Below are 25,425 nucleotides of genomic sequence, written 5' to 3'. Positions count from 1 at the left end.
ACTATTGCACAATTTTCACAGAATTTATTACTGTTTTATAGGTAATAATTTACTTGCAAGTGTTTGAAAAAGGCTTTCTGCAAGATGTGCGTCACAATTTGTGGAAGATTTTATCCGGATGAGGGCGCCATAGCGGGCAGCAACCGAATTCGGGTAGAATATACCGCAAAGTGGGCGTGCAGATTGCGGATTTTATTCAGCATTCCACAGCCACTTTAATTACGCCATCTCTCTTATTTTCAAAGAGCTCATACGCTTCCTCAATTCTGCAGAGCAGATAGGTATGTGTGAGCACAGGCTTAGGCTTCTCCATTCACTGTCTGCCATCCGGAACTTTCATGGTAAATATAAAAGCAAGTGAACTAAGCAGCAGCATATAAGGATACAGCAGCATTGGAAGTATATCAAATGCACTGACCACTTCTCCTAAACTGGCTGCAGCAGAAACAGCAACCAGCATTTGCGCTCCGTACGGTAAAATACCCTGAAAAATACAGGAAAATGTATCCAGGATAGAAGCAGCTTTTCTGGCGCTGATACCGTAATCCTTTGACATTTCTTTTGCAATCGGGTTCGCCATAACGATCGCAACTGTATTATTGGCAGTTGCAATATCCATTAACCCAACCAACAATCCCATTCCCAAGAGTCCGCCTTTTTTTCCTTTAAACACTTTCTTTATCCAGTATAATAAAGCGGAAAATCCACCGTACTCCTTGATCAGGGCACAGATTGCAGCTACCAGAATCGCAACCATACTGGTTTCAAACATCCCTGCAGCACCAGTTCCCATATTTCCGATCAGGTCTGTTGGTGCTATCATTCCTGTTGCAATCATAATAACTGAGCCACTTAGAATACCTGTAATCAGTACGAAAAATACATTAAATCCGATGATACCACCTATAAGAACCAGAATATAGGGAACGGTCTGTATTAAATCGTATTTTTCTTCGATAAATCCACCATTATAATTTTTCACAGACAAAACCAGCAGAATAACAATGCTGGCAATGGCAGCCGGCAGTGCAATAAAGAAATTTTCCTTAAATTTATCTTTCATTTCACAGCCTTGTCCATTACATGCAGCAATGGTTGTGTCTGATATAAATGACAGATTATCTCCAAACATGGCGCCGCTCATGACAGAACCAATACAAACCGGCAGTGCAAATCCGGATACTCTTGCTACTGCAACTCCAATTGGAACAATCAGCGTAATTGTTCCTACAGAGGTACCCATTGCAAGAGAAACAAAACAGCTAACCACAAAAAGCACAACAACTGCAAACTGAGGCGGAACCAGTGACAAAATAAAATATGCAACACTGTTTGCAGATGTTCTTCCGACTATACCTACAAAAATACCTGACAGCATAAAAATTATGATCATTGTAATAATGTTAGGATCACTGATTCCCATCCCCATAACTTCCAGCTTATCATCCAATTTAAGCTCGCGGTTCTGTATACAGGCAACAAGTAATGCAACCAGAAATATAACGACAACGGGAATTTTATAAAATCCCATCTCGATATCCAGACCATACTCAAATAATATGCCAAGCCCCAGATACAAAACAACAAACACTACTATAGGAAGCAGTGCTTTTCCATTTCTTTTTTCATTTTTCCTCATCCTACACTTTTCTCCTTCTTAGTTATAGTACTAATAGTATCATTTTTGTGTCCGCTTCACAATAGCAAGTCAACTGGATATTTTATATAAAAAGATCCCGGCAGGCTTCTGCTTCTGAGCGCTCAAACTCAGGTAGTATGAAACCTGCCGGGAAGTTTTATTTTCATCAACCGAAAAACTACAGCTTGCTGATAATCTGTCTCTTATATTCCAAAAATTCTTCTGACAATGCAAAATCCTCTGCCCTTGGTTTTCTCTCCTGGATCACGATCTCATCTTTGATGGTTCCCGGAGTTCCGTTCAGGATGTAAATCCTGTCGGACAAAAGAATGGCCTCATCAATATCATGGGTGATAAACAAGGTAGACAGATCAATATGCTGCATAACTTCCAGATACCATTTATGCACGCTGGCCTTTGTCAATGTATCCAGTGCACTGAAAGGCTCATCCAGAAGGGCAACTCCGCTGGAACTTAAATAAGTTCGAAGCAAAGCCGCACGCTGTCGCATACCGCCGGACAGCTGGCTTGGATACTGATACTGGGTGCCTTCCAGACCAAATTCTGCAAAAAGCGGATTGGCCTTTTCCCTGGCTTCTGCTTTCTTCACGCCTTTCAGTACAAGGGGAAGTGCTACATTGTCGATCACTTTCTTGTGGGGAAGGAGAAGATCCTTCTGCAGCATGTAACTGATGCTTCCAGGTGTGGAAGTCACATCCTGATCTTTCAGATAGACCTTTCCTTCATCAGGTGGGATAATACCGGAAAGCACATTGAACAATGTGGTCTTTCCGGAACCGCTGACTCCCAGAAGGGAAACCAGTTCCCCCTGCTCCAGATAAATGGAAATGTCCTCCAAAACCTTTTTTTCACCGTATGTTTTTGAAATATGTTCTGCTCTTAAAATCACTTTATTTTGTTCTGATGACATATTCGTTCCTTATGCACAGTGCTACTTCTATAACCAGTTCCATTTTCCGCAAAAATCGGGGTAAATTTTCCTGACAGAATAGCTCTATGCGTTAATTTCTTTCTCTTTCATTCCTTACTGTGGAAGATACTCGTTAGAAAATCCGACTCCAGTAAGATCCTTGTCGCAAAGCTGGTTCTCATACAGCCATTTGTAGAATGCATTCCATCTGTCTGCATCAATTACGCCCCAGCTTTCTGCATCGTCAATGTATTTTGTGGAAAGGAATTCCTGACTCTTCTTTACAAGATCTTCAGCATCCTTCAGAGAGCCTGTATTATCGCCGTCAATGAGGATCTGTGCTGCCTCATCCGGATTCTCTGCTGCAAACTCATATCCCTTTGCAGTTGCTTCCATAAATGCTTTCGCCTGATCCGGATTCTCAGCAAGATAGTCGTTATTTGCAATGATAACCGGTGTGTAGTAGTCAAATACAGGATTGATATCAGAGAATGCAAAATAGTCGCAGTCTACACCTTCTACGTCAGCATTGATTCCGCCCCAGCCCTGGAATACCCAGATGGCATCCGTCTGATTGGCAGCAAGTGCTGCAGGCTCATCTGTAATATCATTAGGGATCAGGGTAACCTGACTGAAATCTCCGCCGTCGCCGTTTACAACATTTTCCAGCATAGCAAGCTCGATTGGGGAATCCCATGTGGAATAGGTTTTTCCGGTAAGTCCGGCTGGTTTATCAATTCCGTCACCTTTTCGGGAAAGGATTCCGGAGGTGTTGTGCTGAATGATTCCTGCAACTGCTGTGATTCCAAGAGGCTCGTCAAGTGCAAGGGAAGCAGCCATGGTATCCTGGGCCTCGATCGCAAACTGAGCCTGACCTGCTGCGCACATAAGGGCTGCCCCATTTTCCGGTGGCTGAACGATTTCCACATCAAGACCAGCTTCTTCGTAGTAGCCTTTTGCCTGTGCTACATAAAGTCCGGTGTGGTTGGTATTCGGTGTCCAGTCCAGGCAGAATGTGATTTTCTCCTGTGCACCATCTTCTGCGTATACACCTGTAGGAACTGCAAGCACCATAGCTGCCGCTGCAACTGGTGCGATTACTTTTTTCAGATTCTTATTCATGATTTTTCTCCTTTTCTACCTGCAGCCATGGCATTGTGATCCGGCTGACAATATTTACTGCCAGAAGAAGTAAAAGGCTGATGATCACAATGAAGATAATGACTGCAAACATTTTATCAAAAGAATATGCTTTTTTTACACGGGTCATATAAACACCAAGTCCGTTAAATCCACCCAGCCACTCAGAAACAACTGCTCCTACAACTGCATAGGAAGCAGATATTTTCAGCCCGGAAAAAAACTGGGGCAAAGCACCTGGAAATTTCACATGGCGGAAAATCTGTGCCCGGCTGGCTCCCATGGCCTTCATCAGACGAATGGCATCCGGATCCACACTTTTATATCCATCCAGCAGTCCGATTGTAATTGGGAAAAAAGTGGTGATCACAACCAGAGTGATCTTCGGTGCCATTCCAAATCCCATCCAAAGCACCAGAATTGGCGCAATGGCAATGGTCGGTATGGTCTGCGTAATGATCATGATCGGATAAAATGCCTGATCCATTACACGGAACCGATCCATCATAGTTGCAAACACAAATGCCAGCGCGATTCCAATGAGAAGTCCGTAAAAGGATTCCAGCAAAGTGAATTTCGCATGGAAAAGTATGGTTGGCAGATCGCCAAACAGGGCTGTCAGCACTGCTACCGGAGATGGAAGCATGTAGGAGGGAACAATTCCCGAAATGCTTACCACTTCCCAGCCAAGCAGAATCACGGCCATGGCTGCAATTGGAGGTATCTTACTGGTGATGTTTGGTAACTTTCTTTTCAATGGTAAGTACATCCCCTTCTGGTTTATATGCAATTTTAACATATACGCTCATAGCCTTGCAGCCTGCGCGCTCAGCTACATGCTGACACTCTTTTACAATATCCATCAGCTGGTCGTAATCACCTTCAATGGTGGTCTCAAATGGTCCTACATAATAGTTCAGACCAGTGGATCTGATGTAGGCGATCACCTCGTCTACAATGCGGATAACTTCCTCTTCATCCTGTACATTTGGCAGTACCTGAATTGCTACACTTGCGTTCATTTTCTTTTCCTCCTATTTTCTGTCCCATAAACAGGACTTTGCGTTAAAAATCGAATAAGAACCATTCTTGAAACTGTGACGGAACTGAACAGGCTCTGTCAGTCAGTATGAAAAAAGAGCACCTGCCATCCAGACAAATGCTCCTAATTACATCGTTAAACACTTCCTACACTGGCATGATCCAACAGGTTAAAAGGGTCTAAGGACTACCTTACTCTCAGCTTCTCAATTGAAACTCCCCTGGTCTTTATTCAGATTTCGTTGCTTATTATAATACACCTTTCTTCAAATTACAAGAAACTATTTTTATCTCAATTATATTTTACATACCCTTAACAGAATTGTACTGCTCGCAGTCTGACCAGCACGCTCTAATTAATATTCCCATTTCATCAGAATTCGTAAAAAAAATCTCCCTGCATATCACAGTTATTTCCTGCAGAATATATAATAAATCTACAGATTCTCAAAGGCAGCCTGAATACTGTCATAGTGCAGGAATTTTCCCTGGGCTGCAAATTCCTTGATCTGATTCAGAGTGGCAAACATGTGGCCGTCTGTCTCTTCTTCCTGAAGGTGTAGATCTTCTTCTTTCACATCCATCACAAAGCGGTAAACATCTACGAAATAGTTGTCTCCCTCCCCTGGATTCTCTCTTTTGTAAGTAAAAAGATAGCCGCCCTGCGCACCGCTTACATCAAGGCCTGTCTCCTCTTTCACTTCGCGGAGTACAGCATCATAAGAAGATTCCCCTGCCTGTGCTGCACCGCCGGAAACTTCCCACCAGCCTGGTGCCCAGGCTTTTGTCATCACACGTTTGGTAATGAGAAACGTACCATCTGGTCTTGCCACTACTCCAAGTACGGTGAGATGGTATTCCCCGTCTTTTAAGCACCAGTCGTTTCGCTTCATGGTACGGCCTGTAGGTTTCTTGTTAATATCATAGATGTCCCAGAATTCCAATTTTTATCACTCCTGTTATATGTTTCTCTTGTATATTTTTATATTATGATTATTTTGCGAATATTGTTATCGAATATAATAATTCATCTTTTCTATTTCAGAAGTTCCTCCACCATCTCTCTGGTATACTCTACCTTCTCTACATGGTTGACCTCGATCTGATACAGTGCATTTGCCGCAATGTGCTCTGCTGCCTGCTCCAGATCACGAATACCTGAAGTATTGGAATAACGCTGGATGATTGCCTCCAGCGCACCCTCTGTGATAATGCACTCACTCTCTTCCATATGCATTCTCTTAAGAACTTTCGGAAGAGAGAATCTGGAAAAGATTACTTTCTTCTCCTCAGCTGTGTAATCCGGAATATCAATTACTGCGAATCTGGACATCAGCGGTGCACTGATCTGGTCACGGTCATTTGCAGTAGCAATTGGATACACACCACCAGTTGGGATCATACACTCCATATAGTTATCTGTAAATCCAAGGTTGTCCAGAAGCGTAAGAAGTACATCTGCCGGATTTCCATTTCCTTTGCCGGAATTTGCCTTATCAAGCTCGTTAATAATAAATACCAGATTAGAGGCACCAGCCATGGAAAATGCCTCCATAATAATTCCGGGCTTTGCATTTGCGTAAATACGGGGGCTTCCGGTAAGCTGCTTGGAGTCGTTAATTGAGCTCATGTCCAGCGTAGTCCACGGAAGTTTCAGGATTCTTGCAACTGCATAGGCTATCTGGGATTTGCCAGTACCGGCAGGTCCGATCAGAAGAAGTCCGTAGGCCGGAAGGGTATGTGTACGGTTGATCTGGATAATCGTCTCGATAATACGTTGTTTCACACGCTCCATTCCATAAAGCTCTTCATCCAGGATTCTCCTTGCCTCAACAGGATCGATTGCTTCAAAATAATTGTTCTTCCACTGGATATTCAACATAATAGAAAGAGCCCTCTGCGCATGATGGCGCTCTTCCTGGGAAACTTCACTGGATCTTGCCACTGCCAGATTTCTTCTGGTCCAGAGTCTGATATTATCCGGCAGTGTTTTGCCTGCGCAGGTCATAAAATCGGTAATGCTCTGAATGCTGGTAAGTTTCATCTCATCACCGTTTTCCTCCTGTTCCTCATCCTCTTCTGCCTCAGCAGGTGCATTACTCTCCAGAAGTCTCTCGATCATAAACTGCAGAAAGCCATCCTCTGCGGAAAGCTTTGTGCCGCCGCCAAAAGCAGTTTCGCGAATGCGGTATACCGCATATCCGTCCTCCCTGTTAGTACCAGACAAACGTACATTGATCCTGCTGTCTCCCAGCCATTTCAAAAGACTGGTAAATCTGGAATCAATTTTCACCACATCTGCTGTATGGTTACCGTCTTCTTCCTTAAAATCAAAAGCAGTACGGTTTACCGGATTGGTAAACACACCGCAGGAATGATGTTTCCACTGTCTCTCTTTATTGTCAAGCACCATGATCGGCTGCTCCGGTGAAGGCTTCGTATGGCTGCTGTGAAATGTTGTGTAAGTACACTTTGCCTCCGCTTTACTTGCAGAAGCACCGCTGAAATCAAATACTGGCATAGCTTTTTCCTCTTTCCTGTGTATTTAAAGGGATATATTTCTCTAATTTCTCTTATCTACTATAACAACATTTTTCTCTAATGTCCAGAATGAGTTGGCCTGTTTCATAATGCAGCATTGTCTTGTATTATTGTTCACTTTGTGACCAGTAACTATCTTATTTTTTATATATCTTGGCATTTCTTAGTTTTTTACAAAAAATCTCTTGCCAAAATGGAGAAATTCGTGTATTCTATTATACGGACTACTTTTCAACAATTTGATTTTCACTTAACATTTGATATATATTTCTGATTTTTAGTGCGCAGACACCATAGTCCCTCCCAAAGCTTCTAATGGAATACTGCAATCTAAAAATAAAAGACTCCCGGGCGCTCTAGAGCGTGTCTGAAAAAGCTTTCTGTAAGATTTTTCAAACAGGCTCAAGTGTTCCGGGAGTTTTTCTATTCAATTATGCCAGACTTAACAGCTGCTTTCCTTCTGTCAGTCTTTCTTCAAACTGCTCATAGAAATCTCTGCCCACTTCATATGTTTTCATATAAAAACGATTCACCACATATAAATTCAGATTTTTGATCAGCTGGGCATCTGTGGCATTATAAAGAACCTCCTGCACATCCAGCAAAAAATAATGCCAGTCAGCTACAAACTTTTCATACTGGCGAAGATCCGGAGTGTCGATCCATTTCTTTACCTTGATCTTGCTCCTGCTTGTCTTCTTACATTCATGGGTTTGCAGAAAATACTTAAATCCACCATTTTCATAGAAACGTCCCAATGGGAAAAGTCTGCAGAACCCAGGACGGAAGTTATGAATGCTGCACCGTCCCTGTTCATTCAGGAAAACACAGCATTGGCTTTTTCCACTCATGCAAAGATGAGGCAGAATATTCCCATCCATGGCATCGAACTGGATCAGCCCTGTGCTTACCAGTTCCTGTGGTGTTTTTCCCAGATTCGTACACAGACGGTACACATCCATGGGATCCAGCACAACTGAATCCCCCATTCCCTCACAGCAGTCATGACATCCTGCACAATCCTGGCAGTCTGCCTTTACCATATCGTTTAATTCATAAAGTCTTCCGTCGGAAATCTCTTCCAAAGATACTTCTCGGCGCATATGCAAATTCCTCTTTCTTTTATTTTTTTGTGGACAAACAAGGTTACGGTTCACTTCGCGATGCACAGAAATCATGCATTCCCATGATTTCCCGCTGAGATTCCCGTTTTTTCTGTAAACGATATTCACAAAAAACGTCTCGCGGAACATTGCCAGTGAACAGTAATATAACATGCTGCCATCAACAGCATCTCCGTATTATCTATCCTCTGTATTTACAGCTTAATTCCAGACAATGCCTGTGCAAAAGCATTATTCACCGGCTCATTTGCCTCCTTCTGCTGCCTGCGCAGATAGTTCTGCACATCACGCTTGCCTACTCCTGCGCCCTCTTTCTGGCGTCTTGCCTGGAACGCGGAAAGCTTCTCCTTATAACCACACTGGCAGACAAACATCTCTTCCTTACCTTTCACATACATTTCCATACGTTTATGGCATTTCGGACAACGGGCATTAGTAGTGCGGGAAATCGTTTCACGGTAGCCGCACTCACGGTCCTGGCATACCAGCATTTTGCTGTTTTTTCCATTGACAGCCAGAAGTTTTTTGCCGCACTGCGGACATACTTTGTTGGTAAGATTGTCGTGGCGGAACGTGCCCTCCCCGTTCTTGATCTCATCTACAATTTCACAGGTATAGTCACGGATTTGGTGAAGAAAATCCCCCTGACGTATCCTGCCTTTTGCAATCTGGGAAAGCTTCATCTCCCAGTCAGCCGTGAGCTCAGGCTTTTTCAGATCTTCCGGCACCAGCTCCAGAAGCTGTTTTGCCTTGGAGGTAATATGGATCTCATTGCCTTTTTTCTCCATCATAAAGGAATGGAAAAGTTTCTCAATAATGTCTGCTCTTGTGGCAACGGTTCCAAGGCCCCCAGTCTCTCCCAGGGTTTTCACCGCTTCTTTGTCCCTTGTCTCCATAAATTTCACCGGATTTTCCATAGCTGCAAGAAGAGTTGCCTCTGTGAATCTTGCTGGCGGTTTTGTTTTTCCTGTATTTAAGGAAGTTTTCAAAATCTTTAGTCTGGTTCCGGTTTTCATCTCCGGAAGACGCTGGTCTTTCAGTTTTTTCTCATCATCCGCCTCATCTTCCAAATCATCATCTGCTCCGCCTTCGTAAACTTCCTTCCAGCCTAGGCTCTTTATCACTTTGCCGCTGGCGGCAAAAGTTTCTCCTGCCGCTTTCGCCTCCATGGTCACCTGCTCATACTGGCTTGCAGGATAAAGAACTGCAAGGAAACGACGGACAACCATATCATAAATCTTCCGTTCTTCATTTGTCATGTGGTCCAGATGAACAAACTGTTCTGTCGGAATGATCGCATGGTGGTCACTGACCCTCTTATCATCCACAAAACTTCCATTCACCTGCACAGGCTTATTCATAAGTGCGCCAGCAAGCTTTCTGTACGGACCGATTCCGCAGGCCTTCAGTCTTTCCTTAATAGTAGGAACAATGTCCTTTCCAATGTATCGGGAATCGGTTCTGGGATATGTGAGTACTTTGTGGTTTTCGTAAAGGCGCTGCATAATATTCAGGGTCTCTTTTGCAGAAAAACCATATTTCAGGTTGGCTTCCCTCTGCAAAGTTGTCAGGTCGTACAGGCCCGGGGCCATAGTCTTTTTTGCTTTTTTCTCTACACTGGTTATTTCAAGAGCAGCGTTCTCCAGCCTGCCTTTGATCTGCTCTGCCCTTTCCCTGGAAAAAGTACGGAAGCTCTTTGTTTTCTCATCTCTCCAGGTCCATTTCACATCCTGGGTCTCCAGAGAAATACCATAATATTCTTTTGGCACAAATTTGCGGATTTCTTCTTCGCGCTTTGCGATCATGGCAAGGGTGGGGGTCTGCACCCTGCCACAGGAAAGCTGGGCGTTGTATTTACAGGTGAGAGCTCTGGTACCATTCATTCCCACCAGCCAGTCTGCTTCTGCCCTTGCAACAGCTGCACGGTAAAGATTATCATAGTCATGCCCGTCTTTCAGATTGGCAAAGCCTTCTTTAATTGCTTTATCTGTGACTGAGGAAATCCACAGTCTCTTAATTGGCTTATGGCAGCCTGCTTTTTCCAGAATCCAGCGGGCCACAAGTTCTCCCTCCCGTCCTGCATCTGTGGCTATAATGATTTCTCCAATATCTTTTCGGAAAAGCTGAGTCTTTACTACGGAAAATTGCCTGCCTGTCTGGCGGATGACTACCAGCTTCATCTCCTTGGGGAGCATGGGCAAGGTCGCCATTTCCCATTTTTCATACTTTCTGTCATATTCTTCCGGGTCAGCCAGGGTTACAAGATGTCCAAGTGCCCAGGTTACTACATAGTTTTTGCCTTCGAGAATACCACCATTTTTCTGGTTTGCGCCAAGAACACGGGCAATGTCTCTGGCAACGGACGGTTTTTCCGCAATTACAAGTGATTTCATGTATACACTCCTGATTATTTTCGTATTTGATGATGTCTGCTTAAGCAAACAGTGAAATCCTCTCCATAATTGTTAAGGAATAGTTACATTATAACACACTTCAGAAATTTTTAAGAATATTTTGTTAAAATTAATTTGTAAAACGATCCCACCAATGCTATTATGTAACCATAAAAGACAGAGAATCTACATCGCAAGGCTTCAGGTTCTTTGCCACAGAGCATGCCCCCAAATACTTTCCCTGATATGTGCTTCACAATTTATGGGAGATTTTGCAAACATGTTCTAAAAACCTAGGAGAAGTTATGTATTATTTTATTGTTAATCCCAATTCCCGCTCTGGCAGGGGACGTTCCATCTGGAATGAAATTCATCAGCAGCTTATGCTTCGGGGAATTGATTTCCAGTACTGCCTTACAAGATATTCCGGACATGCTGCAGAGATTGCTTCTGATGCCTGTGCTCTTGGCACTGAATCTGAGCCTGTATATATCATTGCAGTGGGAGGTGACGGCACCATTCACGAGGTGCTCACCGGCATCACCGATTTTGACCGGGTAGTCTTCGGATACATTCCAACCGGCTCTGGCAATGATTTCTGCAGAAGCATGAGACTCCCTTTTGATCCAATGGAATCACTGGAATATATCCTAAAGGCAGAGCATATCAGCAAAATGGATGTTCCTTACCTGCTCCGCAATAATAAGAAGTCCCGATTCGGTATCAGCACGGGAATCGGATATGACGCCGGCGTATGCCAGGAGGTTCTGGCAACGCCCTTAAAGAAGATATTCAATCGTCTTGGGCTGGGAAAGCTGATTTATCTTTTCATTGCATTGAAGCAGCTGATTTTTATTAATCCAGGAAAAATGACAGTGACCCTAGATGGAGAGAATACTTTTTCCTATGACCACGTATATTTTACAGCGGTTATGAATCAGAAATATGAAGGCGGCGGTTTTAAGTTCTGCCCGGATGCTCAGCCTGACGACCAGCTTCTGGACGTAATCCTTGTGGAAGGTATCCGTAAGATAAAGCTTTTATTTTGCCTGCCTACTGCTTTTTTCGGAAAGCATGTGGGCATCAGGGGAATACATATTCTCACCTGCAGCGATATCCATGTACATAGTGCGTCCGCTCTTCCCATTCATATTGACGGGGAATCTGGCGGAATTCGCGAAGATTTAACAGTTTCCATTGAAAAAAGCTCTTTAAAAATCATTTTACCTGTGGTATAATCTCTCACGATTTGGGGGATCCGGAATTACAAGACCGGTAACCCAGATTGGAAAAGGAGTGAAAAAGACTTGGTACAATTTATAAAAAAATACAGGCATGGTCTGATCATACTTGCGTATGCCATTGTTTATATGCTTTTTTTTGAGTATCTGGAGTGCAGGCCGGTATGGGGATTTCATGTGATCGACACTGTTTTTGATGATTACATACCATTTTGTGAGTATTTTATTGTCCCCTATCTATTATGGTTTCCGTATCAGATTCTCACAGTTTTATACTTTATCTTCAGGAACAAGAATAAAAAAGAATATTATCAGTTGATTTTCAATATGATGATGGGTATGACTGTTTTCCTGATCGTGTCTTATGCATATCCAAATGTACTGCACTTAAGACCATCAGAGTTTCCAAGGGAAAACGTGTTTACAGATATGGTAAGATGGCTGTATCGGACGGATACACCGACCAATGTTCTGCCAAGTATTCATGTATTTAATTCTCTGGCAGTTCATATGTCACTTACCAATTGTGAGGCGCTGAGAGACCACAAAGGGGTAAGGTATGGATCATTGGTTCTTACATTACTTATTATCATGTCTACTATGTTCCTGAAGCAGCATTCCGTAATTGATGTGTGCTGTGGTGCTACGCTGGCGCTGTTTGGATATCTGTTTTTCTATCCGCAGAAGGCAGGAGAAGAAGCAAGTGGCATGGCAGTAGAGAGAATTGGACGGAATAATCGCAGGAAACATTATTAAACAAAACGCGCACTTCCAGAAATGGGAAGGCGCGTTTTTTTTAACAAAAATACGAGCGGCGACAACCGAATATAGATAAAATATGCTGCAAAGTGGGGCGTACAGATTGCAGGAATGATTTTTCAAACAGTCTCCAGAGCGCCCTGATCATTAATCAGTTAAATCCGTAGAACTTCTGGCAAAGCTTGTATGCAGCTACAGACACCTTACGTCCGCCGCGGCCTGGAAGGTTCATGAAGTTACCCATGAGGCTGTGGCGAAGTTTTCCGTAGAGGGCACGGTTCGTGGAGCGGATATATTCCAGAAGCTCCTTCTTCTTGTCGAGAGCTTCCTTTGTGCCGGAGCGGATCAGCATAATGGAGGAAATGGTAGTAATAATATCCAGATAACTGATCATGTAGGCTCTGGTGCGTTTATTCATGCTGCCGCAGCTGGTGTAGGAATTTACCATCAGTTTATTTACGCGGAGCTGCTGGTCGATTCTGCGGATCATAACTGTCTCGTTTACGGACTGGTCATCGCGGCCGATAAAGTAACGGTAGAAATTAGTATCCAGGTAGTACATGTTCTGTACATACGGCAGCGGATCAAAGGCAAAAATATTATCTACGTAGAAGGTATGCTCCGGCAGAGTCAGGTTGCACTCAAGGAGAAGCTGGGTACGGTAGATCATGGAGTGCATGAGAAGATATTTTCCCTTTGGCATGTGACCTACTTCATTCCAGGTGAAAATCTGGTTCACTGGCAGGCAGTGACGGTACTGCATAACCTTCTTGCGGGTCGCACCCTGTTTCTCGTATACAAAGTTACTGATGAGAAGGTCAACTGTTTTGGAGCCTTTTACCAGCTCTTCCAGAGTTTTCAGGATCTCTTTGTAGGATTCTTCATTTACCCAGTCATCGCTGTCTACAACCTTAAAATAGAGACCCTGGGCATTGTGGATACCGGTGTTTACGGCGCCGCCGTGGCCAAGGTTTGGCTGATGGATGGCGCGGACAATGCCTGGATATTTCTCCTGGTATTCATCTGCGATCTCGGCTGTTCTGTCCTTGGATCCATCGTCAATTACAAGGATCTCTACTTCATCTCCGCCTGGTAAAAGGGATTTGATGCAGTTCTCCATATAAGCTTCAGAATTATAACATGGAATTGCTATGCTCAGTAATTTCATTTATTTTCCTCCTCATGTAGTGTAACGATTCTGTATTTTAAAATTACGCACCTTGCGATGTATTTTCCTTTTTTTCTTTGAGTTATGTTCTCAAAAACGCCAGCTGAACCGTTACATATATTTTTCATAAGCGCCAAACGCAGAAGGTATGGCGTAGTTTCTCTCTGATTCTTTTTTATCTGCAAAAAGAATTCCCGGGGCATGTGTCTGCTCCAGGGAGGACACGCGGATCCGGTACGCTTTCATCCGCCACTCAATGTGGGAAAAAATATGCCTGGCCTCCGGCAGTTCTTCTATATATAAGGGCTCTGCGCCAAGCTCTTTCACGTATTCCAGGGCTTCCTCACGGTTCAGGTATCCTTCTGTATTGGGAAGCTCGTATAATCCGGCAAGGAGGCCTTTCGGCGGCCGCTTGCGGATCGCAGTGCAGCTTCCATCCTGAATAACCAGAACGGTTCGCTCTTCCACCACTCTTGGCTTCTTTGGTGCTTTCACCGGAAACTTTTCCATAGTGCCGTGAAGTCCCGCCTGGCAAAAGCCTCTCACCGGACAAAGGTCGCATTTGGGCTGTCCGTTGGGGACGCACACTACTGCTCCAAGCTCCATCATTGCCTGGTTAAAATCACCTGGACGGTCTTTCGGGATAATTTCTTGCAATGCGCTTTCTGTCTTTTTGCGAAATGCAGGTCTGGTAATGTCTTCCGAATCTTCCGTCATTCTGGTGACTACACGGAAAACATTTCCATCTACGGCTGGCACCGGAATGCCATACGCTATAGAAGCGATAGCTCCTGCAGTGTAACTTCCTATCCCCTTTAACGAGATAAGAAGGGAAAAGTCTTCGGGAAGTCTGCCATTATATTTTTCTACCATTTCCCTGGCTGCCAGCTGCATGTTCCGCACACGGCTATAGTATCCAAGACCTTCCCACAGCTTTAACAGCTTTTCCTCCGGACAGACTGCCAGGGCCGGGATATCCGGCAGTTCCCTGATAAATCTTTCAAAATAGGGCTTTACAGCTTCCACGCGGGTCTGCTGGAGCATGATCTCGGATACCCAGGTGTAATAAGCGTTGTGCTTATCCCTCCAGGGCAAAATCCTTTTATTCTCATCATACCAGGCAAGAAGAGGCTGTATAAACTCATCTGTCATCTAGTTTCCTCCAAACACACAGGCACTGGATTCTGTATTTCCATCCCGTCCGGCTCTACCAGACAGTCATAGGCCAGAATATGCACCCCTGCCTTTTTCGCTTTCTGTAAGGTTTCCCCAAATTCCCGGTGCGTATCCCAGTTTGGTTCAAATCTTGTAATTCCCTTCATCTGGATCACCAGAAGCAGATAAGCCTCATATCCTTCCCTCATGCAATGGATCAGCTCTTCCAGATGCTTCACGCCCCTCGCAGTAGGAGCATCTGGAAAACGGGCAATATTGTCTGCTTCCAGGGTTACACCCTTGACCTCAATAAAAGCCTTTCTCTTATCTGAACAGGCATACAGATCGAATCTGGAATTTCCATAAGTTTTCTCAGGAGTTACCTGCACTTCCTCCGGAAAAAGATGTCCTGCCCTTACCCATTCCAGGGCGGCTTTATTGGGAATCTGGGAATCCATATTGATCAGGCGTCCGCCTTTATTTACACAGACCAGATCGTATGCTGTTTTCCTTGCCGGATTACTGCTCTTTTCCAGAAAAACCTGAACACCAGGAATCAAAAGCTCCCTGCATCTGCCTGTGTTCTTTACATGAACCGTCTCTGTCTGTCCCGCAATCTCTACATGTGCGATAAATCGGTTCGGACGATCCAGGAAACGGCCTTCTGTAATATTTTCGTATTTCATAGTTCACCTCGTGCTGCTGCCTGACTCCCAAAACGTGTCTGAAAAAGGCTTTCTTCAATGACAGTCTTAAGAAATAATGTAACTATTTCACCGCAATATAAAACTGACCAATAGTTCAAAAGCAACAGTCACCTTTCCTATCATAACATAAAATCGGCAAAAAGCCAGTTAAAATTGAAAAATCCCATATTAGGAGATTGATTTTTTTGATTTTCCTATATAGAATAGAAACCGTCAGGTTGCAAAACAGAATGAGAAAAGAAGTAATTTTAGAATTTTAAGCACACCAGAAAGGACTAAAAACCTCAAATGGACAGTATTATTTTTGATATTGACGGAACTATATGGAATTCCACCGACGTTGTAGCTATGGCGTGGAATAAGGCTTTAGAAAAAGAGAATCTTAATGTCCGGGTGACGACTGAACAGCTGAAAGGGCTGTTTGGCAGACTTCTCCCGGATATTGCGAAGGCAATCCTTCCAGAACAGACCAAAGCGGAACAGCTTCGGGTTATCGATATCTGCTGCCAGGCTGAGCACGATCTGCTGCGTGCGATGGGGGCACCTGTTTACGACGGACTGGAAGAAACTTTGAAGGAGCTTAACAAACGCTACCCGCTTTTTGTAGTAAGCAACTGCCAGGCTGGATACATTGAACTTGTTTTTGAGAAAACAGGGCTGGGAAAATATTTCACAGGTCATCTGTGTCCTGGAGACAGCGGGGAAGCCAAGGCAGCTAATATCCGTTCTATTGCTAAGAAATATCAGCTGAAAGCACCTGTTTATGTAGGAGACACCTTCGGGGATTACCAGGCATGTCAGGAGGCAGGGGTACCATTTGTATTTGCTTCCTATGGATTCGGACAGGTGGATACACCGGATTATATGATTGAGAAGCCAGCGGATCTGTTGAAATTATTCTAATTATTTATACAAATTTTTATTAGCAGTCCTTGCTTTTTCAAAAAATAGTGCGTCTAACTCATTACTGAAGTAACGAGAATGCGACACACAGTTATCCAACAGCAGATTGGCGGAATGATTTTTCAAACAGGCTCCAGTACAACTCAATATCTGGATTACAAAAGAAGCACCTGTATATCAATTTCCAGATATACAAGTGCTTCTTTTTCATCTTATTTCTTACATTTCTTGCGAATCACTACCACCATGATAATGAAGATAATAATTACTGCTGCCAGATAAATGATATCGTACACATAGCTCTTGATCACCATATCCAGACCGGTGAGGATTCCGAAAATGAGCAGGGTCACGCCGGAAACCAGCTGGACCTTTTTGTCATCGTAAAGCTTCTTACGCTCAGCGGCATTTCCGCCTTTCATAAGAACATCTCCATGACCGGTAAGAAGCATAACTCCCATTACAAGAGCTGCTATAGTCAGTATCATATCAAATGAATCCATATTCATATTAACTTATTCTCCACTTCTTTTGTGTTGTTCTGCTATCCGTAGTTTCAAAGACATGCAACTGTCTTTTCATTCAGTACTCAGTGACCCAAAACTAATTGTTACTGCTCACTGAAATTTTCCGGTCAGATAAATGATCTTTTAGTAGAAGCACACGATCGGCACATTGGTATCAATAATGCTGTACAGAGTAGCTGCTGCATCCAGCGGCATATTGATACATCCATGGGATCCGGCGTAGGTATAACGGTCACCGCCGAAATATGCCTGCCAGGTAGCGTCATGGAAACCAATTCCGCCGTTAAACGGCATCCAGTAGGTAACCTGGGTTTCGTACTCGTAAGTGCCGTCCGGCTTCTTCTCTCCACGAAGCACATCCGGGCTCTTCTTATAATACAGGGTGAAAATTCCCGGAGGTGTGGCTCTGTCATCATAACGGATATCTCCGGAAACAATGTCAGAGTCAAAGATGATGCTGCCATTCTGGTAATAGTACATGTGCTGACTACTCAAATCCACCTCGATATAGGTACTTCCAATGTCATTGTATCCATAAGAATTGGCTCTCATGGAATATACCGGTTCCCGTGTAGTCTGAGTGCCTGTACGGATCTCTTCTGTCAGCTGTGCTGCTTCTGCGTCCTGATCAATCTTCCAGCCATATGCAGAGCCATAAACAGAAACGGTACGGCCACTGGTCGTATTAAAGGAACGTGTTGTTCCAACTGTATCATGCTCACTTGCCAGCTGTGCCACAAAATCCTTGATATGCTGGGTAAAGGAAGCATCATCCTGCACCAGCTGTCCCTTGTCATCAAACTGCAGCCATTCCTTAAGGGTGCTTCCGTCAAGAGTGACTGTCTGCTCTCCAAATGTATAGGTAATGCTGGCCTTGGTATAATTATTATAAGCATCCCTGGTGGCCTGAAGGGTAGGATCATCGCTGGTCACTGCTGCCACTGCATATACATCCGGCGTATTTCCCAGATCAATGGAGGTCTGGCTTCCGGAAATGGCGGTATCCAGCGCTTTATAGGCTTCCTTCACCTTCAGCTTGCTGCCCTCAGTCTCAGGAACAATGGTAAACTCGCTTCCCTCAAGCGCCACATATGCATTCTCCGGCTCAACCTGGTTTTCTGCCTGTGCACACTTTAATTCCTTTACTTCACTCTGAAGCAGACTCTTATCAAAAGTCACATTCTCCTGGGTGGTATAGCTTCTGGTCTCCATGAACCCTTTTACCCATTCATATGGCTTCTGCTGCTTCAAAAGATCCAGAACTTCTCCATCAGACACATAGCGGTAATTGATCTGGTTTCCGCTGATGGCCTGCGGCTCCTGGTTCCTCGCGGTAATCTCAATGGAATAATCCTCTACATTGCTTGCAATCAGCTGCTCTGTTTCGTAGGCAGTCTTATTGGAACAGTTGATTCCGTTAATATAGGTTCCCTCAAAGAATCTGTCTGCATAATAGTAACTCACTGCTCCATAAGCGCATCCTGCTGTCACCGCAAGAATAGCTGCCACAATTCCCGTAACTTTAAGTCCCTTATGCTTCTTCCTGGGAACAGGGATGATCTTCTCGTCCAGTTCCTCATCAGTAATAGGAACATAGGAAATCTTCGTCGGACGGGCAGATCTGGCTGCCGGCTTCGGAGACGGTCTGGCAGATTTCTTAGAAGTCTGCTTCTCAGGCTGGTTAGGTGCTGCCGCACCGGCAGAATCTTTTCTTCGGTGCTTTCTGCCTTTATTTGAATAGGGCGGAATAATTTCCACCTGAAGCTCTTTTTCAGATGTTTCCGGTTCATCTGCAGATTCAGCGTCCTCTGAATCTTCGCTCTCTGAATCTTCTTCCTCTGAATTCTCTTCTTCAGATTCTGTCTCTTCCTCGTCCCAGAAGTCCTCTTCTTCCGTGCTCAGCTCTGCCTCATCCTGGTCGTACTCTTCTTCCTCTGGATACTCCTCTTCAGAATCCTGCTCAGCCAGTTCTTCTGCATCGGAATCGTCTTCACCTTCCCAGGAATCAAAATCGCTCTCCTGGTCATCTTCATCATAAAAGTCTGCGCCGTGGAATTCCTCGTCCAGATCTGCTTCAAGACCTGCCATAGCCGAATCTATTTTATCTTCAAAGTCTCCCGGGCTTCCCTGAGTATGCTTGTTGTCCTTACTCATGTATAAAACTCTCCTCTGATAAAAACACTGTTTGAACAAGGCTTCTCCATCTAATGGCGAAACCTTGTTTCATTATAACATATATTTTCCATTTTGTATCTTAAAATGTATATTTCCTTCAAAAGAATCCCTTTAATGTTAATTGCAATTCAAACTTCCACCCCAAGAGCTTATCCGTGAAAGTTAATTCTTCCGAAAGAATATGTGGAAGTTACCCTTTCAAACTGGAAACTCGGATTGCAATCGACCTTTTTTCAGCCTTAACAGTCTATAACAGATTCATTTTATTAAATCACGTTTACGGATTTGTAATCCTGGCTTTCACTGCAGACATAATTTTCTCTTCATATCCTTCATCACATAGAAGTAAAGTACAATAAGAAGGACTGTTGCTACAATCCATGCAAATGGACTGGCCATGCATGCCATTGTATAACTCCTGGCATCTGCTGCAACAACTGCCATCACACCTCTTCCAATAAGCTCTGCCACGCCTGAGAGCATAGGAAGAAGCCCATATCCCATTCCCTGAAAGCCATTACGGTAACAATTGACCACATAAAGGGGAATCATAAACATTCCAACACAGCGAAGATATGTATCCACCATAGGGATCACCGCCTCTGCATTATCAGAGATAAACAGATAAGAAAAGCTTTTTCCCACAAAAAACAGGACAAATCCTACAACAACAGCATATGCACAGCCGATCACATCTGCACACCGGAACCCCTGACGCACACGGTCCAGCTTACGCGCACCAACATTCTGTGCACTATATGTAGACATTGTAGTTCCTATAGCTACAAATGCCTGGGTAAAGATATTATCAATCTTAGAGCCTGCTGTAAAGGCCGCAACTGCATAAGAGCCAAGTATATTCAAAGAACTCTGTACCATCATGCCTCCAATGGCTGTAATGGAATACTGCAGTCCCATGGGAATTCCCACACTGATCTGTTTTACGGCAATATCACGGTTAAAACACCAGTCTTCTTTTTTCATCTTTAGTTCCGGCACGGCCTTCCACATATAAATCAGGCAAAGAACTCCTGACACTCCCTGTGAAATAACGGTAGCCCAGGCAGCTCCCGGCGCTCCCCAGTGAAAAAAGATAATAAATACAAGGTCAAGTACAATATTCAGTCCTGCCGCCAGAATCAAAAAGTAAAGAGGCGTTTTGCTGTTTCCCAGTGCCCTTAAGATACTGGACACCAGATTATACAATACCTGGGTAAAAATTCCGGCACAGATGATCATAATATAACCATATGCACCATCAAAAATATCTTCAGGTGTATGCATGAATACAAGAAGCCTGTGCATTCCCAACATGCTTACTGCAGTCATAACAACTGCGATCACAGCAGAAAGAATTGCTGCATTACCAACCGTCTTACGCATCTCATCCATTCTTCCTGCTCCGAACTTCTGAGAGGTAAGAACTGTAACTCCTGTTGTAACCCCCATCAGAAATCCAATAATAAGGAACGTAATGGTTCCAGTAGCGCCTACCGCTGCCAGCCCCTTGGTTCCAACAAACTTTCCAACAATAACTGCATCTGCCATACTGTACAGCTGTTGAAAAACATTTCCCAGAAATACAGGAATAGTAAAATTCAACAGCATTTTCATGGGCTTTCCCACAGTCATATCTGTCTGCATATTCAGTTTTCCTCCATAAGAAAAAATATCGTTTGAGAGGGATTATAGGCGATATTTTTTCTACTTTCAAGCCCCTTTTTTTATTATTTTGCAACTATTCAGCAGGTGCTGTTCCCCGAGGTGTTTATTTGTGAACGCAGTCCATAGGATTGTATTATTTTAAGCGCTTGACAAAAACCATTTTCTGCCATACTATAAGAACCACATAACGAAATGTTAACGTGTGAAAGACATCTGTCTTTTTCGCGCTTACGTTTATATCTGCTGCCAGACTATGAACGGGAACCACGATCAAACGGCAGCACTACTATTTTTAAGAAGGGAGTTCCCCATGGGAGAAAAAGTTATAAACGCAGCCCTGCTTGGGCTTGGAACAGTTGGAACCGGTGTTTACAAGGTTCTGAAGAACCAGGAGGAAGAAATGACAGCCAAAATCGGCTGCAAGGTTAAAATACGCAAAATACTTGTCCGCAACCTGGAAAAGGCAGCTGGCAAGGTAGATGATCCGGCTGTCCTTACCAATAGCTGGGAGGATATTAAAGCAGATCCTTCCATTGACATTATAATCGAACTGATCGGCGGAATCGAACCTGCCAGAACCTATATTCTGGATGCTCTTCACGCAGGCAAGCACGTAGTAACAGCAAACAAAGATCTGATTGCCGTCCACGGAAAAGAACTTATGGACACAGCCAGAGCTTCCCATGTGGATTTTCTCTTTGAAGCAGCTGTAGCAGGCGGAATACCTATTATCCGTCCTTTGAAGCAGTGCCTGGCAGGCAACCACATGAGCGAGGTTATGGGTATTGTAAACGGTACTACCAACTTCATCCTCACAAAAATGTCCCAGGAGAATATGGAATTTAAAGATGCCCTGGCACTTGCCACAGAGCTTGGCTATGCAGAAGCGGATCCTACTGCGGATATTGATGGACTTGATGCAGGACGCAAGGTGGCTATTCTCGCCAGCGTTGCTTTTAATTCCAGAGTGGTATTTGATGATGTTTATATCGAAGGAATCACAAAAATTTCCGCCAAGGACATCCGCTATGCAAAAGAGATGGGCTGTGCCATCAAGCTTCTTGGTGTTGCCCGCAATACTGAGTCCGGTGTAGAAGCTTACGTCTGCCCGATGCTGATTCCAAATGATCATCCTCTTGCAACCGTTAATGATTCCTATAATGCGGTCTTTGTCCATGGAGATGCTGTAGAGGATGCCATGTTCTTCGGACGGGGTGCAGGCGAGCTTCCTACTGCAAGTGCTGTAGTTGGAGATATTTTTGATATTGTGCGCAATATGGAAGCAGGCTGCTGCGGCCGTATCGGATGTACCTGCTATAAACAGCTTCCTGTGAAAAAAATGGAAGATACCTACAACCGTTACTTCCTTCGCCTTCATGTAGAAGACCGCTGCGGTGTACTTGCTGAAATGACAGAGGTTTTCGCCAAATATCACGTAAGCATTGCCCAGATCATCCAGAAGGACAGCCAGAACCAGGACGACCATCTTGCAGAGGTTGTTGTGATCACTTCCAAGGTTCGTGAGGGTGACTTTAAGACAGCGGTACAGGAGCTTTCCAATAAGTCTTCGGTAAAGCGTATTTCAAAGACTATCCGAGTTTATAGGAAGTAATTAGAAAAATCAAAATTATATTGTACATATGTTTATCTTAAGCATACAGTCAAAGGCACGATTCGTTCGTGCCTTTTTTATGTAATAAGCTGTTATATAAAAAGCCTGCCAAGGCAGAATTCTTTCTCATCAGAACTCCCATAGTAAATACTGCTAAAAATAGTTTCCAGAAATAAAAAAAATTGTGATTGAAAAATCCCAGATTTTTGATACTATATATAAGGAACAACAAAAGGGAAATTTTATCATATAAAGGAGCACATTATGAGCAAAAAACCAACGGTTTTAATGATTCTTGACGGATATGGCCTGAATGAAAGACATGACGCAAACGCTGTATACGAAGCGAACACACCTGTCATGGACAAGCTGATGGCTGAATATCCTTTTGTAAAAGGTAGTGCAAGCGGACTGGCTGTAGGTCTTCCGGACGGCCAGATGGGTAACTCCGAGGTTGGTCATATGAATATGGGTGCAGGCCGTATCGTATACCAGGAGCTTACCAGAATCACCAAAGAGATTCAGGACGGAGACTTCTTCAAAAATGAAGCACTTCTTGCAGCTATGAAGAATGCCAAAGAAAATGATTCCGCGATCCACTTTATGGGTCTTCTTTCTGATGGTGGTGTTCACAGCCACATTACTCACCTTTTTGGTCTTCTTGAAATGGCTAAGAAAGAGGGACTTAATAAAGTTTATGTACACTGCTTCCTGGACGGCCGTGACACCCCTCCGGCTTCCGGAAAAGGATATATCCAGCAGCTCCAGGCGAAGATGGATGAGCTTGGCGTAGGTGAGATTGGTGTTGTTTCCGGACGTTATTACGCAATGGACCGTGACAACCGCTGGGATCGTGTTGAGCTTGCTTACAACGCACTTACCAAGGGCGAGGGTGTTAAGGGAACCGACGCAGCTGAGGCTGTACAGGCATCCTATGACGACGGCAAGACAGACGAGTTCGTTCTTCCAACAGTCATTGAGAAAGATGGCAAACCAGTTGCCGTTGTTTCTGATAAAGATTCTGTTGTATTTTTCAACTTCCGTCCTGACCGTGCACGTGAGATCACAAGAGCATTCTGCGATGACGAATTTACAGGTTTCGCAAGAGAGAAACGCCTTGACCTCACATATGTATGCTTCACAGATTACGATGACACCATTGGAAATAAGCTGGTTGCATTCCACAAGGTTCAGCTTCACAACACATTCGGCGAGTACCTTGCAGCTCACAACATGACTCAGGCACGTATCGCTGAGACAGAGAAATATGCTCACGTAACCTTCTTCTTCAACGGTGGCGTTGAGGAGCCAAACAAGGGCGAGGACAGAATCCTTGTGAAGTCCCCGAAGGTTCCGACTTACGACCTGCAGCCAGAGATGAGCGCTCCGGAAGTTTGCGAGAAGCTTGTTGCAGCAATCAAATCTGAGAAATATGATGTGATCATCATCAACTTCGCCAACCCGGATATGGTTGGTCATACAGGTGTTGAAGCTGCAGCTATCAAAGCTGTTGAGGCTGTTGATGAGTGCGTAGGAAAGGCTGTAGAGGCTCTGAAGGAGGTTGACGGACAGATGTTCATCTGTGCTGACCACGGTAACGCAGAGCAGCTTGTAGACTATGAGACAGGCGAGCCATATACTGCTCATACCACCAATCCGGTACCGTTCATTCTGGTTAATGCAGACCCGAAATATACTCTTCGTGAGAACGGCTGCCTGGCAGACATCATCCCGACTCTGATCCAGCTTATGGGCATGGAGCAGCCAGCTGAGATGACTGGTAAATCACTTCTGGTGGAGAAATAATCCGCTTATACAGCTCTGTTGCTTTAAAGGGTGCTGGCTTAAATGCCAGCGCCTTTTTTATTATGTCCTTTTTTATTATGGCACAAAAAGAACAGCTCTGACAGATTTTCCATCCATCACAGCTGTTCTATTATTCCTGATACCTATTGTCGCCAGCTCTTTCTGAATTATTGTTTCCCTTATACAACAACACGATCTAAATCGTACTTCCACTGTTTACTACTTCTTATATAAAAACTACTTCTCACTGAGCTCCTTCAAAAGCTTCTGAAGATGGCGGATATAATGAAACCCTGCACACAGAGTTACCGAAATAATAACAGACAACAGTGCAGCCATGACCACATATACCACAGCGCCAGATTTCGCCCCTGCTACCATACAGTAAAACAGACACGAAGACAATGCAGCTGTAAATACAGTGGAACCTGCTATTTTTAATCCTTTTCGCATATCTTAGTCCTCCCAGATAGGGTGACTATAATCACCCTGTTATGTTTTTCATTTTAAACCCATAATAGAGATATGGCAAGAACAAAATGGACAGGAATTTGAGTGATGATAAAATACGACAGATTCTGGGAGACATTGAAAAAACGCCATATTTCACAGTACTATCTCATTAATGAGTGTGGAATCGAAAAAAGGTTATTGCGCAGACTTCGGGACAATGAAAATGTAGAAATCTTTTCATTAGACCGAATATGCACTGTTCTTAACTGTGATCTGGATGATATAGTAGAATACGTACCCAATAACCCTGATATCATTGAGGATGCGAAAACAGCCCAAAAAGAGGCAGCCGCATCACATCCTGTTCACACTCCATCGAAATAACTGGTGCTTCAGACTCCCACAGTATAAACCATACATAAACTATACGTGTCTCAGCTCTGAT

Annotated in this window: 24 protein-coding genes and 1 riboswitch; of the genes, 8 read left to right on the top strand and 16 right to left on the bottom strand. The window is 43.9% G+C overall.

The features are described from left to right. The first annotated feature begins 63 nt into the window (after positions 1-63). Positions 64-219, top strand: coding sequence for a DUF6783 domain-containing protein (locus ACESTK_RS11480; RefSeq protein ID WP_373119779.1), 156 nt, complete (start codon positions 64-66; stop codon positions 217-219). Between the two features lie 94 nt (positions 220-313). On the opposite strand, the gene ACESTK_RS11475 is transcribed toward ACESTK_RS11480, so the two are convergent. From ACESTK_RS11475 to ACESTK_RS11435, 9 genes are all read right to left on the bottom strand, one after another. Continuing rightward, complete coding sequence (locus ACESTK_RS11475; protein WP_173735503.1) at positions 314-1,639, bottom strand: Na+/H+ antiporter NhaC family protein; 1,326 nt, start codon at positions 1,637-1,639, stop codon at positions 314-316. Between the two features lie 178 nt (positions 1,640-1,817). Then, a complete protein-coding gene (locus ACESTK_RS11470; RefSeq protein ID WP_373119778.1) occupies positions 1,818-2,570 on the bottom strand; it encodes an ABC transporter ATP-binding protein in 753 nt (250 codons plus the stop codon). Between the two features lie 114 nt (positions 2,571-2,684). Further along, positions 2,685-3,692 (bottom strand): ABC transporter substrate-binding protein, encoded by a 1,008-nt coding sequence (locus tag ACESTK_RS11465; protein WP_187566396.1) that lies wholly within the window; start codon positions 3,690-3,692, stop codon positions 2,685-2,687. Next, complete coding sequence (locus ACESTK_RS11460; RefSeq protein ID WP_118583866.1) at positions 3,685-4,467, bottom strand: ABC transporter permease; 783 nt, start codon at positions 4,465-4,467, stop codon at positions 3,685-3,687. Before ACESTK_RS11460 ends, ACESTK_RS11465 begins: the two co-directional genes overlap by 8 nt. Continuing rightward, complete coding sequence (locus ACESTK_RS11455) at positions 4,436-4,732, bottom strand: thiamine-binding protein (RefSeq protein WP_118583864.1); 297 nt, start codon at positions 4,730-4,732, stop codon at positions 4,436-4,438. Before ACESTK_RS11455 ends, ACESTK_RS11460 begins: the two co-directional genes overlap by 32 nt. Positions 4,733-4,877: 145 nt before the next feature. After that, a riboswitch (TPP riboswitch) is annotated at positions 4,878-4,984 on the bottom strand. A gap of 204 nt (positions 4,985-5,188) precedes the next feature. Next, a complete protein-coding gene (locus ACESTK_RS11450; RefSeq protein WP_173769749.1) occupies positions 5,189-5,695 on the bottom strand; it encodes an NUDIX domain-containing protein in 507 nt (168 codons plus the stop codon). A gap of 92 nt (positions 5,696-5,787) precedes the next feature. Further along, positions 5,788-7,272: an AAA family ATPase gene (locus ACESTK_RS11445; protein ID WP_118583860.1), complete on the bottom strand. Its 1,485-nt coding sequence runs from the start codon at positions 7,270-7,272 to the stop codon at positions 5,788-5,790. Between the two features lie 451 nt (positions 7,273-7,723). Next, positions 7,724-8,395 carry a YkgJ family cysteine cluster protein gene (locus ACESTK_RS11440; RefSeq protein WP_195700114.1) on the bottom strand — a complete coding sequence of 224 codons (672 nt, stop codon included), beginning with the start codon at positions 8,393-8,395 and terminating at the stop codon, positions 7,724-7,726. Between the two features lie 215 nt (positions 8,396-8,610). Next, the gene (locus ACESTK_RS11435) at positions 8,611-10,809 is read right to left on the bottom strand and encodes a DNA topoisomerase 3 (RefSeq protein WP_373119775.1); all 2,199 of its coding nucleotides are present in this window, start codon (positions 10,807-10,809) and stop codon (positions 8,611-8,613) included. 305 nt (positions 10,810-11,114) lie between these two features. On the opposite strand from ACESTK_RS11435, the gene ACESTK_RS11430 reads away from it, so the two are divergent. The 3 genes from ACESTK_RS11430 (at position 11,115) to ACESTK_RS11420 (ending at position 12,953) form a co-directional block, all read left to right on the top strand. Further along, positions 11,115-12,047, top strand: a complete 933-nt coding sequence (locus ACESTK_RS11430) for a diacylglycerol kinase family protein (RefSeq protein WP_118583854.1) — start codon at positions 11,115-11,117, stop codon at positions 12,045-12,047. A gap of 69 nt (positions 12,048-12,116) precedes the next feature. Then, positions 12,117-12,806 (top strand): phosphatase PAP2 family protein, encoded by a 690-nt coding sequence (locus tag ACESTK_RS11425; RefSeq protein WP_148462491.1) that lies wholly within the window; start codon positions 12,117-12,119, stop codon positions 12,804-12,806. A gap of 75 nt (positions 12,807-12,881) precedes the next feature. Further along, positions 12,882-12,953, top strand: coding sequence for a DUF6783 domain-containing protein (locus ACESTK_RS11420; RefSeq protein ID WP_368072542.1), 72 nt, complete (start codon positions 12,882-12,884; stop codon positions 12,951-12,953). Between the two features lie 7 nt (positions 12,954-12,960). Here ACESTK_RS11420 and ACESTK_RS11415 read toward each other — a convergent pair whose 3' ends face one another. The 3 genes from ACESTK_RS11415 to sfsA form a co-directional block, all read right to left on the bottom strand. Beyond that, entirely contained in the window at positions 12,961-13,977 is a 1,017-nt protein-coding gene (locus ACESTK_RS11415) for a glycosyltransferase family 2 protein (protein ID WP_118583852.1), read from the bottom strand. 111 nt (positions 13,978-14,088) lie between these two features. Further along, positions 14,089-15,129: an A/G-specific adenine glycosylase gene (gene mutY, locus ACESTK_RS11410; protein WP_173773960.1), complete on the bottom strand. Its 1,041-nt coding sequence runs from the start codon at positions 15,127-15,129 to the stop codon at positions 14,089-14,091. Further along, positions 15,126-15,818 carry a DNA/RNA nuclease SfsA gene (gene sfsA, locus ACESTK_RS11405; RefSeq protein WP_118583848.1) on the bottom strand — a complete coding sequence of 231 codons (693 nt, stop codon included), beginning with the start codon at positions 15,816-15,818 and terminating at the stop codon, positions 15,126-15,128. Before sfsA ends, mutY begins: the two co-directional genes overlap by 4 nt. A gap of 309 nt (positions 15,819-16,127) precedes the next feature. Here sfsA and ACESTK_RS11400 point away from each other — a divergent pair, with 309 nt between their 5' ends. Further along, positions 16,128-16,742 carry an HAD family hydrolase gene (locus tag ACESTK_RS11400; RefSeq protein WP_373119773.1) on the top strand — a complete coding sequence of 205 codons (615 nt, stop codon included), beginning with the start codon at positions 16,128-16,130 and terminating at the stop codon, positions 16,740-16,742. Positions 16,743-16,954: 212 nt separating this feature from the next. On the opposite strand, the gene ACESTK_RS11395 is transcribed toward ACESTK_RS11400, so the two are convergent. The 3 genes from ACESTK_RS11395 to ACESTK_RS11385 form a co-directional block, all read right to left on the bottom strand. Continuing rightward, entirely contained in the window at positions 16,955-17,251 is a 297-nt protein-coding gene (locus ACESTK_RS11395; protein WP_195380180.1) for a DUF3784 domain-containing protein, read from the bottom strand. A 141-nt stretch (positions 17,252-17,392) separates the two neighbouring features. Next, complete coding sequence (locus ACESTK_RS11390) at positions 17,393-19,423, bottom strand: L,D-transpeptidase family protein (protein ID WP_373119772.1); 2,031 nt, start codon at positions 19,421-19,423, stop codon at positions 17,393-17,395. Positions 19,424-19,744: 321 nt separating this feature from the next. Then, entirely contained in the window at positions 19,745-21,088 is a 1,344-nt protein-coding gene (locus ACESTK_RS11385) for an MATE family efflux transporter (protein ID WP_195478553.1), read from the bottom strand. 331 nt (positions 21,089-21,419) lie between these two features. Between ACESTK_RS11385 and ACESTK_RS11380 the strand changes: the two genes are divergently transcribed. Both ACESTK_RS11380 and gpmI read left to right on the top strand, forming a co-directional pair. Further along, a complete protein-coding gene (locus tag ACESTK_RS11380) occupies positions 21,420-22,721 on the top strand; it encodes a homoserine dehydrogenase (RefSeq protein WP_118580901.1) in 1,302 nt (433 codons plus the stop codon). A 264-nt stretch (positions 22,722-22,985) separates the two neighbouring features. After that, complete coding sequence (gene gpmI / locus ACESTK_RS11375) at positions 22,986-24,527, top strand: 2,3-bisphosphoglycerate-independent phosphoglycerate mutase (protein ID WP_373119770.1); 1,542 nt, start codon at positions 22,986-22,988, stop codon at positions 24,525-24,527. A gap of 237 nt (positions 24,528-24,764) precedes the next feature. On the opposite strand, the gene ACESTK_RS11370 is transcribed toward gpmI, so the two are convergent. Then, on the bottom strand, positions 24,765-24,980 hold the full coding sequence (locus ACESTK_RS11370; RefSeq protein WP_368370118.1) for a hypothetical protein: 216 nt from the start codon (positions 24,978-24,980) through the stop codon (positions 24,765-24,767). 105 nt (positions 24,981-25,085) lie between these two features. Between ACESTK_RS11370 and ACESTK_RS11365 the strand changes: the two genes are divergently transcribed. After that, positions 25,086-25,364: a helix-turn-helix transcriptional regulator gene (locus tag ACESTK_RS11365; RefSeq protein ID WP_118580910.1), complete on the top strand. Its 279-nt coding sequence runs from the start codon at positions 25,086-25,088 to the stop codon at positions 25,362-25,364. Positions 25,365-25,425 lie beyond the last annotated feature (61 nt).

This window comes from Ruminococcus sp. Marseille-P328 (assembly GCF_964249465.1).
Lineage (GTDB): Bacteria > Bacillota > Clostridia > Lachnospirales > Lachnospiraceae > Blautia_A > Blautia_A faecis.
The sequence above is the reverse complement of the archived record's forward strand: the minus strand, read 5'-3'. Positions and strand labels throughout refer to the sequence as shown.

Bases quoted from the DNA above. Each gene is read 5' to 3' on its own strand.
- ACESTK_RS11400 (WP_373119773.1), top strand. From the start codon at position 16,128: ATGGACAGTATTATTTTTGATATTGACGGAACTATATGGAATTCCACC.
- ACESTK_RS11395 (WP_195380180.1), bottom strand. From the start codon at position 17,251: ATGAATATGGATTCATTTGATATGATACTGACTATAGCAGCTCTTGTA.
- sfsA (WP_118583848.1), bottom strand. From the start codon at position 15,818: ATGAAATACGAAAATATTACAGAAGGCCGTTTCCTGGATCGTCCGAAC.
- mutY (WP_173773960.1), bottom strand. From the start codon at position 15,129: ATGACAGATGAGTTTATACAGCCTCTTCTTGCCTGGTATGATGAGAAT.
- ACESTK_RS11380 (WP_118580901.1), top strand. From the start codon at position 21,420: ATGGGAGAAAAAGTTATAAACGCAGCCCTGCTTGGGCTTGGAACAGTT.
- gpmI (WP_373119770.1), top strand. From the start codon at position 22,986: ATGAGCAAAAAACCAACGGTTTTAATGATTCTTGACGGATATGGCCTG.
- ACESTK_RS11390 (WP_373119772.1), bottom strand. From the start codon at position 19,423: ATGAGTAAGGACAACAAGCATACTCAGGGAAGCCCGGGAGACTTTGAA.
- ACESTK_RS11440 (WP_195700114.1), bottom strand. From the start codon at position 8,395: ATGCGCCGAGAAGTATCTTTGGAAGAGATTTCCGACGGAAGACTTTAT.
- ACESTK_RS11430 (WP_118583854.1), top strand. From the start codon at position 11,115: ATGTATTATTTTATTGTTAATCCCAATTCCCGCTCTGGCAGGGGACGT.
- ACESTK_RS11365 (WP_118580910.1), top strand. From the start codon at position 25,086: ATGATAAAATACGACAGATTCTGGGAGACATTGAAAAAACGCCATATT.
- ACESTK_RS11385 (WP_195478553.1), bottom strand. From the start codon at position 21,088: ATGCAGACAGATATGACTGTGGGAAAGCCCATGAAAATGCTGTTGAAT.
- ACESTK_RS11435 (WP_373119775.1), bottom strand. From the start codon at position 10,809: ATGAAATCACTTGTAATTGCGGAAAAACCGTCCGTTGCCAGAGACATT.
- ACESTK_RS11465 (WP_187566396.1), bottom strand. From the start codon at position 3,692: ATGAATAAGAATCTGAAAAAAGTAATCGCACCAGTTGCAGCGGCAGCT.
- ACESTK_RS11370 (WP_368370118.1), bottom strand. From the start codon at position 24,980: ATGCGAAAAGGATTAAAAATAGCAGGTTCCACTGTATTTACAGCTGCA.
- ACESTK_RS11415 (WP_118583852.1), bottom strand. From the start codon at position 13,977: ATGAAATTACTGAGCATAGCAATTCCATGTTATAATTCTGAAGCTTAT.
- ACESTK_RS11445 (WP_118583860.1), bottom strand. From the start codon at position 7,272: ATGCCAGTATTTGATTTCAGCGGTGCTTCTGCAAGTAAAGCGGAGGCA.
- ACESTK_RS11470 (WP_373119778.1), bottom strand. From the start codon at position 2,570: ATGTCATCAGAACAAAATAAAGTGATTTTAAGAGCAGAACATATTTCA.
- ACESTK_RS11475 (WP_173735503.1), bottom strand. From the start codon at position 1,639: ATGAGGAAAAATGAAAAAAGAAATGGAAAAGCACTGCTTCCTATAGTA.
- ACESTK_RS11455 (WP_118583864.1), bottom strand. From the start codon at position 4,732: ATGAACGCAAGTGTAGCAATTCAGGTACTGCCAAATGTACAGGATGAA.